The organism is Bifidobacterium sp. ESL1118, from assembly GCF_058505595.1.
This window is the reverse complement of sequence record NZ_CP196371.1, coordinates 697,109-713,406: the sequence shown is the minus strand read 5'-3', so window position 1 is coordinate 713,406 and position 16,298 is coordinate 697,109. Positions and strand designations below refer to the sequence as shown.

The following is a 16,298-nucleotide window of genomic DNA, read 5'->3' as shown; positions in this document are numbered from 1 at the left end:
CCTCACTAGTCCTACATCATATGAATCGTATGTTGCACTCCGCAGATGAGACTTACGTATACAAACTTTGGATCGAATCATCCGGGAATGTCAAATATATACGTACCTTTTGCTGAAAGTATACCACTCATATTGAAATATTCATCTTCAATGCTGTTCTTTGGCACCCATGAGTTGATTCGCCAGATCCTTGAACGAATCTGCCAATTCGGTGGTTGCGAGCGCGCCGCTTTCCTCCAGCACCGCGGGCCGACCACTCTCCCCCACCACGCGGATGTCGGTTTCAAGCGGCAGGGTGGCCAGCAACGGTACGTCATAGCCAAGTGCGTCCGTGAGCTGGCTGCTGACACGCCTTCCCCCACCCTCGCCGAACAACCGCAGCCGCTCACCGGCATGGTCGAAGTAGCTCATATTCTCCACCACTCCGCGCACCTTCATTGGAACCTGAAGCGCCACCAAACCACTGCGCACCGCCACATCGGATGCGCTGGGTTGTGGAGTGGTGACGACAATGAGCTCGGCGTTGGGCAGGGCCTGAGCCACGGAGATGGCCATATCACCGGTGCCGGGGGCCAGATCCAACAGCAACACGTCCGGCTCACCCCACCACACATCCGAAAGGAACTGCTCAAGCGAGCGCTGGAGCCTGGGGCCACGCCAAAGAATCGCCCTGTCTGCCCCAGCGAACATGCCGATGGAGATGAGCTTGACGCCCCAAGCCGTCACCGGCATGAGCATGCCATTAAGGTCGGTGGGCTGGCTATGCACGCCGAACAGCTTCGGCAGCGAAAAACCATAGATGTCCGCGTCAATGGCCGCCGTGTCGTAGCCGAGCGCTGCGAATGTGGCCGCAAGGTTGGCGGTGACGGAGGACTTGCCCACTCCCCCTTTGCCTGAGGCCACGGCGAAAATCCGTGTTTTGACATCAGGTTTGTTGAAGGGGTTCTGGCGTCGTTCGGCCTTGAGTGTGGAGACCAGATTGTTGAGCTTGTCCTTACCCATCGATCCGACTTCGATATGAGGCACCAGCTCAAGGCCAGGGTAGGAGGCCACGGCACCTGTGATCTGGGAAGCGATGGACTGCGAAAGTGGGCAGCCGGGCACCGTAAGCTCCACATGAACCACCACGTCAAAACGTTTGTCCGAAACCACATCCGAAACGCCATTCCCGGTGCGTGTGGCCCCTTTATATGGCTTGACATCGATGGCCACAATCATGCCCAGATCGGTAACGGACCGCCCGATCTCAGGGTCGATGACATGACTCAGCCTCTCATACAGATTCCCCCTGATTGCGGCTATATCCTGAGCACTGTCGCTCGCTGCCTCTCCCATTGACGCCCCTTTCCGTTTCACCCTAACGTAAATTCGCAAAACCCGCCAGAGGCAAATACAGACAAGTACGCAAGACTTGCTGTCATTTTGCGCCGCAGCACGTCACTCGTGCGTCATGGAATAACACAATCACAGCAATTTCTGTTGTTACCAGATGCACCACACCTAACGTGCGTCGCAGAATAACAACAACCAAGAGCTGCGCCGATTCAGGCATTGGTTTTCGCTAGGCAGATGCATCCACGGAACCGGTTTCCAACAGCTGACGGAACTGGGACTCGTCAAGTTGTGGTATGCTCAATTCCTCAGCCTTGGCGGCTTTACTGCCGGGATTCGCTCCAACGACCACATAGTCGGTCTTCTTACTTACCGACCCTGCCGCCTTGCCACCACGTTCCACGATGGCCTCCTTGGCGGAATCTCGGCTGAAACCGTCCAACGAGCCCGTCACCACAATGGTTTTCCCGGCGAGCGTCTGCGGCAATGTACTCACCTCGGCTTGGCCTGCGCCCACACCAGCCGCCGTCCAAGCCTCAAGAATCCTGCCCCGCCAATCGCCTGGCTTGCGCGCGGCGGCGAACCAGTTCACCACACTTTGGGCTATCTCATCACCTATGCCATCGATTGAGGAAAGCTCTTCTACACTGGCATGAGCTATGGCATCCAGCGACCCCAAACGCGTGGCAATGAGCCTTGCGGTCGGTGGCCCCAATCGACGAATAGAGAGTGCCACCAGCACTCGCCAAAGGTCGGCACCTTTGGCTTTGTCAATCTCTTCAATCATCTTGTTGGCATTCTCCTGAGGCCTGATGTAGCGAGGCTTGACAGACTCAGCACTGACACTCTGCACCAAACCTTGAGACCCATCAGCGCCAGATGCCACTGCGGCCAGCGCATCCGTATTCAATCCCGTTTCCACACCGACGCTGTTGTTACCCTCCTGACCTGCAGCCAGTGTACGAGGGCGCGAACCTTGAGAAACATAATCCTTTGGCCACACCACAACCGCGTCTTCGGGAATATCGTATTTACCGGTACCCTTGTCTTTCCTAGCCTCGATCTGCGCCGTCCAGAAAGCGGGAACCTGCCGCCAAAGCCCCGAGCCGCCAAGATTGCGACGGCGGGTGTGCCTGCGACCATCTTCGTCCTTTGTCACGCTTTTCTCGATGATCGGCACTTCGCGCCAAACCATCACATCCCGTAAATCCGACACCGTCAGTGAGAACAGATCACCCTCGCTGGTCAACACCGGTTTCTGTCTCTTTGGCAGCTCAAGGCCCGGCACAGGCTGATATGGTTTGGGCCCCTCCCCCGGAGCTACCACAATCTCCTGCAGGTTCGGCGCATAGGTGGCCACCGAATCAGGTCGGTTCTCCTCGGGGTTGGTCAGCGCTATGGCGCTCTGCTCCCCCAGATGCTCGATGTCGAACGCCTTGCGGGAGGCCAGATTGAGGACACGTTGAGTGAACTGCGCCGGGCACGACTCCACGTTGGGGCAGCGAATGTCCTTATCCCCCTCCTTGGCCGGTGCCAGCTTGGTGCCGCATGAAGGGCAATACTCAGGCATGACGAACTCATGCAGTTCATCCTCGTGGCCTTTGCGCCGCTCCAACACCGGCCCTACAATCTCAGGAATCACATCTCCCGCCTTGCGCAGCACCACAATGTCGCCGATGAGCACGCCCTTGTGCTTCACTTCAGAGGGGTTATGCAGCGTGGCTGAGGCCACGGTTGAACCAGCCACGTACACCGGGTCCAGCACCGCCACCGGAGTCACACGCCCGGTGCGCCCCACTTGCACCACGATATCGCGCAGCTTGGTGTTGACCTCCTCCGGTGGATATTTATAGGCAATCGCCCAGCGCGGGGCGCGAGAAGTGGCCCCAAGCCGTTTTTGGAGCGCCAAGTCATCCACCTTCACCACAATACCGTCCAAGGCGTGCTCGATATCGCCACGATGCGCTTCATAATAGTCAATCATGTCGAGGATCTCGGAGAATTTCGTAATCTCGCGGTTGTGCGGAGAAACCGACACACCCCAGGTCTGGTACAGCTTATACGCCTCGGACTGGTCGTTCACCTCGTCATGCCCTGCATTGGCGGAGCCTGGCTTCCACTCCAGACGGCCGAGCCCATGAGCATAGAAGCTCAAATGCCTTGTGGCGGTGATGCGCGGGTCCTTCTGGCGCAGCGAGCCCGCAGCTGCGTTACGAGGGTTGGCGAACGGAGCCTTCCCCGCATTCTCGTTGACCTCGTTGAGCGCCTTGAAATCGTCCCAACGCATGAACACCTCGCCGCGGATCTCCACAAAACGCGGGATGTCCTTGGCGCTGCCGCCCAGGTTCTGCGGGATTGAAGCGATGGTGCGCACGTTGGGCGTGATGTTTTCGCCCGTCACACCGTCACCTCGCGTAAGCCCCTGCTCCAGCACGCCGTCACGGTAGATGAGGTTCAAGGCCAGACCGTCGATCTTCACCTCACAGGTCATGGGCAGTGGCTTGTTTTCCGGCCATTCGAGGTCTCTTCGCACGCCGTCGTACCACTCGCGCAGCTCGTCAATGGAGAACACGTCGTCAAGGCTCATCATCTGCGAAGGGTGGCGCACGGATTCGAAATCATTGGAGAACGTGCCTCCCACCCTGTGCGTGGGCGACTGTGGGGTGTCGAGGGCGGGGAAGGCGGCCTCAAGCCGCTGCAGACAGCGCAGACGGGCATCGTAGGCCGCGTCCGAGGAGACCGGAGCATCGTGAATGTAATAGGCCACTTGGTCTCCCTCGACCCAAGAGGCAAGCCTGGCCCACAGCCGGGCTGCCACATCGGCCTGCATGGCGCTCACATCCAGTGAATCCAACCGCATGGCATCGGCATCGGTCGGCTGCAGCAAGGCTACCCACTGCGCACCGCCCGGAGCCAGAGAGGCAATGCCGGAATCGGGAGTCACGTCCGAACTACCCGAGTCGAAGTCCCACCCCAGCTGGTCGCCATCGACGGCTTTACTGGAATGCTTCGCATCGGAATCTTTACCCGTCATTTCACTCATAGCACTCACCAAGCCTTCGCCAAACCTCAATACCGTATATCGTTACAACACAATTCTAACGGCATTCGCAACGCGCACGCCGACACCAGACCCTTAGATATTCGGCGACTGCTGCGCGGCGAATGACGCCGCGTCTTGGCACAACATGTCGTTAGTAACCAGTTGCATGGTAAATCATGCCATTTTCTGGCATAATCCGTCGGCTTCGCGGAAATACACAACACATCATGACGTTTCCCGGCACAATATGTCATACACGTCTAAAAACACGACACAATATGCCACTTTCCAGCACAATACGCCACACTTATCCGAATACACGGTAAATAGTGCCATAATACGGCATAAGTTGTAGTCATCCGTCATTTGTGCGGTAAATAATGCCGCTTAATGGCACAATATGTCGCATACGTCCGAAAGTACGACATATCATGCCAAAATAAGGCATTACTTACCGCATCACATCGTTTCCACTACAAAAAGTGTCGCATCACGCACCTAACGAGCGCAGGAATTGCGCCTGCGCCATGTCCATGCCCATCTCACCGGTATCGGTCATACGAGTCATGGCCACAGCAAGTGTGCGGGCCGGCACGAACAATCCATTATCGACACACACCTGGGTGGCCTGGCTGATGATGGAAGTCACCTCGGCGGTGGGCCACACCGGCATATCATGCGTAGTGAGCACCTTCTGAGCCTCCTCAACAGAGGTGGGCACAGGAATGCACTGTGAATGCGCCCTGGCCATGAGCTCATGCAGCTCGGCATCGAGCGAAGCTATGCCCGAACTGCTGACGTGCTCACTCATGATGTAGCAGGCGGCCGCCACATCGAACCTGTCGTTCATCCACTCGGCATACGCCAGCCGATAGTAGGCATACGCCGCATCGTCTCCGTCCAGGCTCACGCGAAGCGCATTCAGGCAGGCGGCCCTGGCGGAATTCCAATCTTCCTCACGGGCCAGCTGCACCGCAAGCCGCATATGCGAAAGCGGATAAGCGGGGGCATAGGCCACCATTTGGTTCAAGTGAGGCAGAGCCGCCTTGGCACCTCGTACCTGTGCCAGAAGGTCGGCGAGCTCCAGGTGGGCGTAAAACAGGTTGTCGGGAATGAGCACGGTGCATTCGTCAGAGGTAGCGAACAGCTGATTGTAGATGACACGTTCCGCGTATGAGTTGAAATACCTCGGAACTCCGGGAATGGATGCATACTTGGTATCCAGACTTGCCACAGCCTTTTCCAACGTATCTATAGCCTCGTCAACGGCCCCTGAGAATAGAAGCTGGCGGGAACGGTTGCGCTGTTCGTCAAGCTGCTGTGCAATGGTGAAGTGCAGATCCGGAGTATCCACACCGTCGATCAAGGCACTGCTGACGCTGGGAGCCAGATCGCGCAGCTCTGGATCGCCCACCTGATCGACAATGCGCATTGCATTCTGCGCCTTGGCGACACTGGGCATGCTCTGATCCTGCGCCAAACGATGAAAATCGGACTCAACCCTTTGCAGAAGGTCCGCACGTTGGATGGAGAGTCCGCTGACATTGTCGGTTCCCAGTATCTGCGAGGCCGGCTTGCCGATCTCCATATCGTCAAGTTCAGGCTCCGATTGCGAGGTGGATGGCGAAAACTGCTTGTCATGCAAGGTGAATCCTACGGAAACGGGTTTCAATCCCTCCAATTCATCAATATGCAGAATGCCGCCGAACAACTGATATGTTGCGATAGGGTCGTTCAAACCGAATTCGCGCAAACGACTGATAAACGCATCGCGCTCGAATGTGACACCGACCAATGTCTGCGCCGAGGGACCAGAATCCTCGTTTTGCCCGGCATCCAACGCATCAGCATCGACACCGGTACCTTCGCTGGCCTCAGATTCAGCGAATTCATCGGAACCAGGGTTCTTCGGCCCTGATCCATCTTGGCCTTCACGAGTATCCGCATACTGCTCTTCAGCGGAAAAGCGTCGGGAATCCGAATCGTCGTCGGCTCCGTCGTGAGTCGCCGAGGTCTGTTTGAAGCGAGATTCATCGCCGGGGGCAGTATGACTGTCTGGCGTACCTGGCTCGAAGCGGAATGTCGTCTCATCAATGTTGGCATTCTTCATCAGGTCATCGAATCGTTCCTCAAGGCTGCCATCGCCCTGGCGGTCGGCCCGACTGTGTTCCCCAGCGTTTTCGGACTCACTGGAATCATCGGAACCGGCACGGTCCCCACCCTCTGAAGGAGACGGCTCAGAAGGACGCTCCACATGTTCCGAACGCATCTCGCCGGTGGATGTCAACTGCGTCGGATCGCCATGAATGTCGCCATCCTTGGGATCGGCTTTGCTTTTCCTGACAGTGCCACCAACATTGTTCAGCTGCTCGAAGGCCCGTATCGCCTGAGTCATGAACTTCGCCACCGCATTGTCCTGTTCAGCCACGGCATGTTCAAGGCCCAACGTCTCGATGCGCAGCGAGACACGATTCACGTTCTCGTCCGCACCAAAGCACAGAGCCGCCAACATCAGCCCCACTCTCAAATCATAGCGAACGCCCATGGAGGCACGGCTCACCTTGTCTTGTTCAACCCATGAATGAGTCACAGCGTCATACCGCTGCGCCGGCATCATACCCGCACCGGCGGTAGTGAAGGAAATCGCAACATCCCCGCTGGCAAGGTTGGAACGGAACTCGGTGTCGGAGCGGAACGGCAGGCGAACCTGGCGCAACAGTCTGGAAAGCGTCTGGCGATATTGCCACTCTCCCGTGCCGTTACCGGAATCATAGTGAATCTGAGCCCGTGAGGTTTCACGTTCATGGCCGGCAACACGCATCAATCGCTCAATCGATACGCTGCTTGGCTCTTGAAGATTGGAAGCGCTTTCACCTTCACCCTTAAACGCCGCCAATGCAGGATTCTCAATCAGGGCGGCATCAATACGGGCTGCCTGCGAACAGGTGACCGTATCTTCAATGGGGAGCCGTCCAACCTTGCCATTTCGTTCAAGCCAAGAGCTCACAGCGGCAAAACGGTTGAGGTTGCCTTCAATGCGGAGCGCCTCCAACGCCGCGGAAACGCTGAGCGAATCATCCCAAGTGAAGAAATAATTGCCGGAATAGCTGGACGTATACAAATGCAACGGTTCCGCACCGTGCACGGCCTCGAGCCCTGGAGACACCGAAAGAACACCGGTCTGGCGCATAAGATCGGCAAAATATTCCTCAAGCCCGGAAACCCTCAATGCATTGGCCTTGGCGTCCAATCCGTCCTGCACACTACGCCGAATGGCCGCAATAGGAGCCTGGGTGCCTAATCTGTGGAAGATTCCTCCAGCCCCAAACCCAGACGTGACGCCTTCAAAACCAGGAATCAGACATGTGGAAAAGAATGCCGTGGCCAAGGCATCGCGATATTCAAGATCCACCCGCATGGAGCGCGGCAAATCGACCCGCATCTGCTCCAGAGAGTATCTGTCCTTGAATTTCAGCCACGACGCCAGCCAGACCAACGCCCCCTCGGAGCTGTGGCCGACAACTGCCCCCTGCACCACTTCGGTCCTTTGCGAATGACGAAGACGAAACAGCCTGAGATCATCGCCATCCACGATTCTTGAATAATCCTGCAAGGTGACTTTGCCTTCAGCATTCAACATCATCACCGGTGTCATGCCTTGTACGTCCATCGACGGCATGCCCCCTAAAAAGACACGACCTCGCCAATCGGCCAACGCCAGTTGATAAAACCTTGAAGAATCCAGGAACAGCCCTATCGCAAAGCCGTTGCCATGCAGCGAGGGCAATTGGGCCCATCCGAGTCGCAGGCTTCCCATTTCGGCGGGAAAGCCCGAGAACACATGGCGCTTGACCAGCGGGGAGAGCACCGTGGCATGGTTCACGAATTCCTGGAATTGAGGCCCCGCCGCATCCAGTCGAGCACTGCTGGCCCAAGCCGGCAACGTCTTGCCGCGGAACGTTGAATTCCGCTGGTCTTGAGTGAGTTTTCGCCGCTTCGACATGAATCTAGCCATACCCGACATTCTTTCAATTCATTACGACATTGCCTCTTATAGAATAATGGCGTGACCTTCCGAACGAATCTTCAGCCAACAGTACGCACAGCCTTGCAACACTGTGCGTTCTGGATTGCGTTGATCGCGTCCTTGGAATGCATCGTGTTCAACATGCCGTTTTGGGAATCGTTCTCGGGAAGCACCGATACATCGTCGTATTTCAATCCGATGGGCGCGGGGCTCAAACGTCAGACGGACGGCTTGCTGTCGGTCACCGATCCCTCCAAAGCATATATAGATGTCCAAGCTGACGGCAGTTCCCCGTTCTTGCGCATCGACACCAACCCCAACATCCGGGGCAGCGCTCACCGCAGCGGCAAATCCACAGTCATGAACTCGTTTCACATTCGTGCCGATGTCGATGGCGGGGTTTCAAGAACAGTTTCCGTGTCGGCCGACGTGCCACGTTCGCTCTATATCCGCGCGAGGCGCGGCACTGCTGTGAGAATCTGGATTTCGGAGGCGAAAGGCAGCATCGTCAATTGCATCGCCGTACGAAGCAACATCAAGGTGCCCTTCGAACTCGTTTGGAGCCGGGTGGCTCTCATGGTTGCCTTCGCCCTGCTTGTGGAAGCATGGAGACCGCATTCCCGGCTTTGGAACATCAAGCTGAACACCGGGAGCCTTCGCCAACGCTCGGTATTTTTGTGCTATGCAATGCTGATTATCGCAATTGCATCGTACACCATCATCAAATCCATACTGATCACCCCTAGGCTACGGTTCCACGACATCGGAAACTACACCTATGATTTCGACCAATACGGTCATTTGGCGGATTCGCTCCTCCAAGGACACACCTGGCTTGACCTCGACGTGCCTGATGGCCTGGCGAAGGCAGCCAATCCTTACGACCCAGCCACACGAGAACGTTTGATGAGTCAGGGGGAAACACCGATTTATTGGGATTATGCCTTTTTCAAAGGTCACTGGTATTCCTATTTCGGCGTCATCCCAGCTGCGTTATTATATGCACCTTTCCGAGTCGTCACACGTGTTCTGGTGCCTGGGGGCATGATGCTGCCCTCGGCTGCCGCTGTGGCATTCCTTTTGGGATGTTTCCTCATATTCTCGACACTGCTGGTGGTAAGAGCCGTCAAGCACATAGCTCCCCACGCCTCCATCGCAGCAACGTCAATGGCCGTTGCCCTACTGCACCTTGGCTCGAACATTGGGTACTTGGGATTCCGGATGAACTTCTACTCTGTACCGTTCGCCGCATCACTGCTACTCAGCTCGATGGGCCTATGGTTCTGGTTTGGGGCCACCGGGAAAGCGAAGAGACACAACGTCCGCATAGGTTCGGCTCCACCGCTGTTCTGGCCCGACCTGGCAGCCGGCTCCCTGTGCATCGCCGCCAATCTTGGCTGCCGGCCTCCGTTCGCATTGGTGGCATTACTTGGGATGCCCTTGTTCTGGCCACAAATCCGTGCACTTGGAAAACAATGCAGGGTAAAGTTGAAGGTTTGGAGCAACACCATATCAAACGGTGACAACAGAACAACCATTCATTACACTCACGGGGGAGCCACTGCCCTCGCATCCATAATCCTGCCGGCTGTGATTGTAGTTCTGCCATTGTGTTTGTACAACGTGGCACGGTTTGGCTCCCCATTCAATTTCGGCGACCAATATCAGATCACGGTGTCCGATATGCACACCATGCATAACCCAATAGGCAACTGGCCTGCGACCTTAGGATACTATCTGTTCCTGCCTATTCGCTTCACCACACAATTCCCGTTCCTGACCCTCAACCCCACTCCACTACCGCACTGGAGCTACACCGAGCTCATGGTAGGCGGAATCTTCTGCCTATGCCCCTTGCTGCTGGTGAGCCTTGTCCTGCCTTGCATGCGAAAGCGCATGAAGGATGCACCATGCTTTGCCACACTCGTCGGTTGCCTGATTTTGGGATTCGTCATGCTGTTGGTGGACACGACCCGTGGCGGTCTGGCGTGGAGGTACATGACCGATGCCGGGTGGCTGTTTGCATTGGCCGCCATGGAGCCCATGCTCGCTTTTCTCGGTGAGGACGCTACTGCGCAATGGCGAAGCGAACGCGCACTCAAACCGCATCGATGGTTCGCAGTGCGGGTCGAAACCGTGCGCCTGATCTTCGCGCTGCTGCTCATCTTCAGCATCGTCATCACGCTGCTCTCAGCCTTTGTGGCTGGTAGGGACGATGCCTTGCAACGCAACAACCAGATGCTGTACCACAGCGTGCAGTCCTGGTTCACGCTGCTGTAGGGAGCCGTGCTGCCGTGCAACCGTTCAGCCTTCGGCAACCATATCGTCCACGGCTCGAATCACGGCTTTCACATTGTGCTCAAACACCTGTGGCTCCGGCAGCAGCGAAAGCGCCAAAAATCCATTGCTGGTCATGTCGAAATAATAGCCGGGCTGGCCCGTCAAATGGTCGTGTTCGATGAGATGAAGCACCAGCGCGTTCTCATCGACGGAAGACGGAAAATGGAGCAGCACGTTCCATCCGCCTTCAGGCCGCAGCAATGAGACCAGACCAGAGCCGTGTGCAGGATCGAGAAGCTCGCGTAACCGTGCAAGGTTGCCACGGGTGCGCTGCCTCACCTTGGCAAGCTGATCGGTGGCGCAGCCCAATAGGCCAGGCAGGGCATCAAGGATGATGTTGCTCATGGGCAGGTAATCGTCTGCAATTACATCCAAACGCCGCTTCGCCTCGGACACGTCGTCCTCAGGCCCGGAAACCTGGATCCAACCGACTTTGGCGTGAGGGGCGGCAAGCAACTTCGAGAACCCATCCAAGGCGAACGTGAGCACCCTATTTTCCCCGGCAAATCTGCGGTTTCCCTCAAATGGCTCCAGACTGTAGTCAAAGAAGACCTCATCGGCGATGATGGCGATGTTGTGCTGCTTGCAAAGACGCACCAACGATTCACGCTCCTGAGGCTTCACGTACGACCCCGTGGGGTTGTTGGGGTTGATGGCCACCAGCGCTCTGACACGCGCACCACGCTCGCTGTTCAGCATTTCCTCGATGCTCGCCACTGGAATAAACCAGGAACCATCGAAATCGAGCTGATACTCCAGTGTCTCCACGTTCTCCAGACGGCCTATGGACTCGATAAGCGGGTATCCCGGTTTGGGCGCGAGCACGGCATCACCGGCATCACACAGTAGTTTGAACAGCCATGAATAAGCTTCCGAGGTCGAACTGAGCAAATACAGATTCTCCGGATCAACCTTTGAACCGCTGCCCGACTCACTGATGCTGCGAGCTGACAGGAAATTCGCAAGCTGAGCACGATACTCCAGCGGACCGCGTGGTTGTGCGTCGTATGTGCCGGGCACCAGCGCCGGTCCAAGGCCTTGCGCCGTAGGGTTGGAGTCGTTCAGCTTGCCGAGATTGACACCTGCTGATACGCAACGAGCCTCCGCTTGAGCGATGGGATTGAGCCCATCGGCGGAGGTTCGAGTGGAAAAATGAACTGACACAGCCTGAGTCTAACTTCCTCAGACCAGCTTCGCCGTGGCATAGTAGGCGGCTCCGATGATGCCAGCCTCATTGCGCAACGATGCCGGAACCAAAGGTGTCTTGATGTCAATGAACGGAAGGAACTTATCGCTCATCCGGCTCACACCGCCGCCGACCACAAAGAGGTCGGGGCTGAAATACAGCTCCATGAGGCTGTAGTATTTCGTCAAGCGTTTGGCCCACTTCTTATATCCAAGACTCTGCTTGTCGCGCACACCGGAGGATGCATACTTTTCTGCGTCTCCCTTGCCCTTGCGCAGCTCGATATGCCCAAGCTCGGTGTTGGGAATGAGCACGCCATTGTAGATGAGTGCAGTGCCGATTCCGGTACCGAGAGTCGTGGCGATGACCAGACCGTTCTGACCTTTGGCAGCTCCGAATTGCTGCTCGGCCAAGCCGGCCGCATCCGCGTCGTTGACCACCGTCACTGGACGGCCACACGCCTCGGAAAAAACCTCGGTGGGGTCCATACCAACCCAGGACTGATCGAGGTTCGCCATGAATTCGATTTTCTTACCAGGCTTGACGGGAGCAGGGAACGCAATGCCAATCGGAGCGCCTTCAGGCACATCAAAGTGTTCCACCTGCTGACGAACCACTTCCGCCACAGCTTCAGGGGTGGAATTCTCGGGAGTCAATATTTTGAAGCGCGGTTCCGCAAACTCGCCCTTCTCCAAATCTACTGGCGCCGCCTTGATGCCGGAACCCCCAATGTCGATGCCGAAAGCCTGTGCTGTCTCAATCATCGTCGCCCTTCTTGTGGTCTGTTCTAGAAAGATATCCTATTGATACCAAAGATAAACGTCGTCATTGTAACTCACCGGATAGCCAAACTCATTGGCTTCCATCAGCTTTCGGCACACCCTGCTTCCCAATGACCTGGCGATAGTGTATAGGTTGATATGCAAGTTTCAGGGAAGGTGTAATCCCTTACTGGCGGTGAACGAAGCCGCTGACTTCATAACAGCAGCATTCGTAAGCCCGCGCGCCACGCAAGTGGCTGATCCGGTGGGAAACCGGGGCCAACGGTATAGTCCGGATGAAAGAAACGAGGCTCTCATGAGCGAAATTTCACATACCCAAAATTCGGGTCATTCTAAGAATTCAGCCAATTCGTCGGCACCAACGCAGCCCCGGCGCGACAAGACGCAATCCTCGCACTCCACTGGCGTGGGCGACTCTGGTCGCTGGTCCACCCAGCGCATCGCCATTTATGCCCTCTTCGTGGCACTGGCCATGGCCGTCAGCTTCCTTTCAGTCGCGATCATCCCCGGTAACGACTGGCTCAAATACGACCCGGCGGGCATTGTCGACATGGTGGCGGGCTTCGCCTTCGGACCTGCGGCAGCGGCCATCGTGAGCATCCTCGGATTCATCCCTCACCTCTTCGGCAACCCTTGGGGTGCGCTGGTCAACATTCTCGTGGCTTTGTCGTTCTCCGTGCCCTCGGCACTCATCTACAAGCACCACCGCACCCGTAAGACCGCGGCCGTGGCCATCGTCATTGGCGCCGTACTGGCCGTCGTGGCGGCCATCGTGCTCAACCTGCTCATCACACCCATTTACACCGGCATGCCGGTCTCCGGTGTGGTGAAGCTCATCCCGGTGGCGCTGCTGCCGTTCAACCTCATCAAGTTCGCCATCAACGGCGTGGTGACGTTCCTCATCTACAAGCCGATCTCCAACTTCCTCAACCGCTAAGGAGGCCGTTTGAGCGACACATCGAAACGAGGAAACATCCTCGCCAGCCTACGCAATGTGCGCTTTAGCCATGACAGCGGCGAGACGTGGGTGCTGGACGGCATCGACCTCGACATCCACGAAGGCGAGCGCATCTGCCTGATCGGCCCGAACGGCGCAGGTAAATCCACGCTCGCCAGGCTGGTCGCCGGCCTTTCGGCCCCCGACTCCGGCACCATAACCTTGCTGGGGCAGACAGTGTTCGAAGATGGCTCACCGCACGCCGACCGATACCGCAAGGCACGGCGCGGCATCGGCATCGTCTTCCAGAACCCTGCCGACCAGCTCATCACCACCGTCACCGAGGATGATACCGCTTTCGGGCCGGAGAACCTTGGGTTGAACCACGCAGAAATCGGCAAGCGTGTGCATGCGGCCCTCGACGCCGTCGAAATGGGTTCGTTCATGCAGGCCGATCCCACGAGGCTTTCCGGCGGCCAGCAGCAACGCATCGCGTTGGCCGGCACACTGGCGATGGACCCCAAGCTCATCGTGCTTGACGAGCCCACGGCCATGCTCGACGAACAGGCCCAGGCCGATGTGCTGCGCATCCTCGATGGTCTGCAGCGGCGCGGCACCGCCATCCTCCACATCACACACAAGACGGAGGAGCTGCGTAGAGCCGACCGCGTGCTGGTGCTGGACCATGGCAGCATTCACACCGTGAGTGCGCAAGAGGCAATCGCCGGACGCGAGCGAGAGGCCTCTGCCGAGCGGACTGCCCAGGACAACCAGGATTTGGCCCAGACACCAGTGCTTAACCTTGCGGCCAGCGCAGACGAGGCAACGCAGGCGGGCAGGGCGGCACAGTCCAATGCCGATGCCGTCGCCTCAACCAAAACTGACACATCTTTCAAAACGGTCTCATTTGCCAAGACCCAAGAGACTGGCAGCGCAACCGCCGAAGACACCAGTGACCTTTCAAGCAGATCTTCCAGCACCTCCCCCATCATCAACGTCAGCCATGTGTCGATGCGCTACGCCAAAAACCCCACGGACATACTCCACGATTTCTCGATGAGTGTGAGCCGCGGTGAGACAGTGGCCATCATGGGGCGCAACGGAAGCGGCAAGACCACGCTGACCCGTCTGCTCACGGCGCTGAGCAAGCCAAGCGAGGGCTCGATCACCATCGACGGGCTCGACTTGGGACATCTCGATCGTAAGGGCAAGCGCAGGCTGCGCGGCACGGTCGGCCTCGTCATGCAGCAACCAGAACGCCAGCTCTTCGCCGACACCGTACTTGAGGACGTGGCCTACGGACCAAAGAACCAAGGACTGGGCGACGATAAGGCCATCGCCGCGGCGATGCAGGCACTGGAACTGCTCGGCATCGACTCGCTGGCCGACCGCTCCCCGTTTTCGCTCTCTGGCGGGCAGCAACGCTTGGCGGCCATCGCAGGAATCATTGCGGTCAATCCACCGGTGCTCATCATGGATGAGCCGAACGCCGGGCTCGACCTCAAAGCGGCCGGGCGCATCAATGCATTGATCGAGACACTGCACCGGCGTGGCACCACCATCGTGCTGGTCACCCACGATCCAGCCCAGGCAAAGCTGGTCGGCGCACGCATCATCAGGCTTGATGGAAACGGCGAAAGCAAGCATTCCAAGACTTCGGCCACACAGCCGATTGACGAGGCACAAACCACCGAAAAAGACAACGGCTTCTCCATCATCGAACGGCTCGACCCCCGTGTCAAGATCGTGGCCTTCCTGGTGCTGCTCTTCACCGGGTTCACCGTCTCCACTCCGTGGCAGCTGCTGCTGGCTGCCATTATGACCGCGGGCGTGGCGCTGGCCTCGCGCATCAACCCCGTGCGGCTTTTGGGGTCTTTGAAGGCCTTCATCGCCATGTTCATTGTGCTCGGCGTGCTCAACATGCTCTTCATCCAGTCCGGCACCGTCATCGCACGACTTGGCCCGGTCACCATCACCGACAACGGCCTGTACGACGCGGTGCTCTACTCCGTGCGTTTGGCACTGGTGCTCCTGCTCGGCGTCATCATGCTGCGCACCACCACACCCACCAAGCTCACGGACGGCTTCGGCTCGCTGCTCTCGCCGCTGCACCACTTCGGGCTGCACTCCCAGGAAATTGCACTGGTGATGAGCCTGGCTTTGCGCTTCCTACCTACCTTGGCGGCGGAGGCACACGACATCGTTGATGCCCAGTCGGCCCGCGGCGGCAGCATCGAGACGGGCACCCCAGCCAAGCGCGTCAAAGCCATGGCCGCCATCATCGTGCCGGTCTTCACCGGTGCCCTGCGCCACTCCGACAACCTCGCGTTGGCCCTCGACGCCCGCTGCTACGAGGCCGACATCGCCCGCACCCACTGGCGCGTGATGAAGGTGGGGGGCCGCGACTATGCATTCATCGCCGTCTGCGCGCTGTACCTGGTGGCGTTGTTCCTTTTGGGCCGCGGAGCCAGCGTCATCTGGATCTGAACAATGCCGACTGCAGACCCCTCGTGTCATACGCGGATGTAGGTCTGGGGCCAAAACGACATCGGCACGTCTTGAAATCATGTCCAATCGGCGTTGCATACCTCGCATAAACCGCACTCATGAACTAGAATATAGATAATTGAGTTCCGCAATCCAAAGCCGGA

General features: G+C 57.6%; 7 protein-coding genes, 2 pseudogenes and 1 riboswitch. Of the genes and pseudogenes, 3 read left to right on the top strand and 6 right to left on the bottom strand.

The features are described from left to right. Positions 1–147: 147 nt before the first annotated feature. The 4 genes and pseudogenes from ACSYSS_RS02750 to ACSYSS_RS02735 all read right to left on the bottom strand — a co-directional run bounded on the left by ACSYSS_RS02750 (position 148) and on the right by ACSYSS_RS02735 (position 8,390). Positions 148–1,335, bottom strand: a complete 1,188-nt coding sequence (locus ACSYSS_RS02750) for an Mrp/NBP35 family ATP-binding protein (RefSeq protein WP_491703959.1) — start codon at positions 1,333–1,335, stop codon at positions 148–150. Between the two features lie 226 nt (positions 1,336–1,561). After that, positions 1,562–2,155 (bottom strand): annotated as a pseudogene (locus ACSYSS_RS02745) (helix-hairpin-helix domain-containing protein); the annotation flags it as partial. A 230-nt stretch (positions 2,156–2,385) separates the two neighbouring features. Next, positions 2,386–4,366: pseudogene (ligA, locus tag ACSYSS_RS02740) on the bottom strand (NAD-dependent DNA ligase LigA); the annotation flags it as partial. A 499-nt stretch (positions 4,367–4,865) separates the two neighbouring features. Next, positions 4,866–8,390: a tetratricopeptide repeat protein gene (locus ACSYSS_RS02735; protein ID WP_491703958.1), complete on the bottom strand. Its 3,525-nt coding sequence runs from the start codon at positions 8,388–8,390 to the stop codon at positions 4,866–4,868. Positions 8,391–8,543: 153 nt separating this feature from the next. On the opposite strand from ACSYSS_RS02735, the gene ACSYSS_RS02730 reads away from it, so the two are divergent. After that, a complete protein-coding gene (locus ACSYSS_RS02730; RefSeq protein ID WP_491703957.1) occupies positions 8,544–10,682 on the top strand; it encodes a hypothetical protein in 2,139 nt (712 codons plus the stop codon). Positions 10,683–10,706: 24 nt separating this feature from the next. Here ACSYSS_RS02730 and ACSYSS_RS02725 read toward each other — a convergent pair whose 3' ends face one another. Both ACSYSS_RS02725 and ppgK read right to left on the bottom strand, forming a co-directional pair. Then, entirely contained in the window at positions 10,707–11,906 is a 1,200-nt protein-coding gene (locus ACSYSS_RS02725) for a pyridoxal phosphate-dependent aminotransferase (protein WP_491703956.1), read from the bottom strand. 18 nt (positions 11,907–11,924) lie between these two features. Then, positions 11,925–12,692: a polyphosphate--glucose phosphotransferase gene (gene ppgK, locus ACSYSS_RS02720; protein ID WP_491703955.1), complete on the bottom strand. Its 768-nt coding sequence runs from the start codon at positions 12,690–12,692 to the stop codon at positions 11,925–11,927. A gap of 157 nt (positions 12,693–12,849) precedes the next feature. Continuing rightward, a riboswitch (FMN riboswitch) is annotated at positions 12,850–13,001 on the top strand. A 4-nt stretch (positions 13,002–13,005) separates the two neighbouring features. Between ppgK and ACSYSS_RS02715 the strand changes: the two genes are divergently transcribed. After that, complete coding sequence (locus ACSYSS_RS02715) at positions 13,006–13,647, top strand: ECF transporter S component (RefSeq protein ID WP_491703954.1); 642 nt, start codon at positions 13,006–13,008, stop codon at positions 13,645–13,647. 9 nt (positions 13,648–13,656) lie between these two features. Continuing rightward, on the top strand, positions 13,657–16,134 hold the full coding sequence (locus tag ACSYSS_RS02710) for an energy-coupling factor transporter ATPase (RefSeq protein WP_491703953.1): 2,478 nt from the start codon (positions 13,657–13,659) through the stop codon (positions 16,132–16,134). Positions 16,135–16,298 lie beyond the last annotated feature (164 nt).

Bases quoted from the DNA above. Each gene is read 5' to 3' on its own strand.
- ACSYSS_RS02750 (WP_491703959.1), bottom strand. From the start codon at position 1,335: ATGGGAGAGGCAGCGAGCGACAGTGCTCAGGATATAGCCGCAATCAGG.
- ACSYSS_RS02735 (WP_491703958.1), bottom strand. From the start codon at position 8,390: ATGGCTAGATTCATGTCGAAGCGGCGAAAACTCACTCAAGACCAGCGG.
- ACSYSS_RS02730 (WP_491703957.1), top strand. From the start codon at position 8,544: ATGCCGTTTTGGGAATCGTTCTCGGGAAGCACCGATACATCGTCGTAT.
- ppgK (WP_491703955.1), bottom strand. From the start codon at position 12,692: ATGATTGAGACAGCACAGGCTTTCGGCATCGACATTGGGGGTTCCGGC.
- ACSYSS_RS02715 (WP_491703954.1), top strand. From the start codon at position 13,006: ATGAGCGAAATTTCACATACCCAAAATTCGGGTCATTCTAAGAATTCA.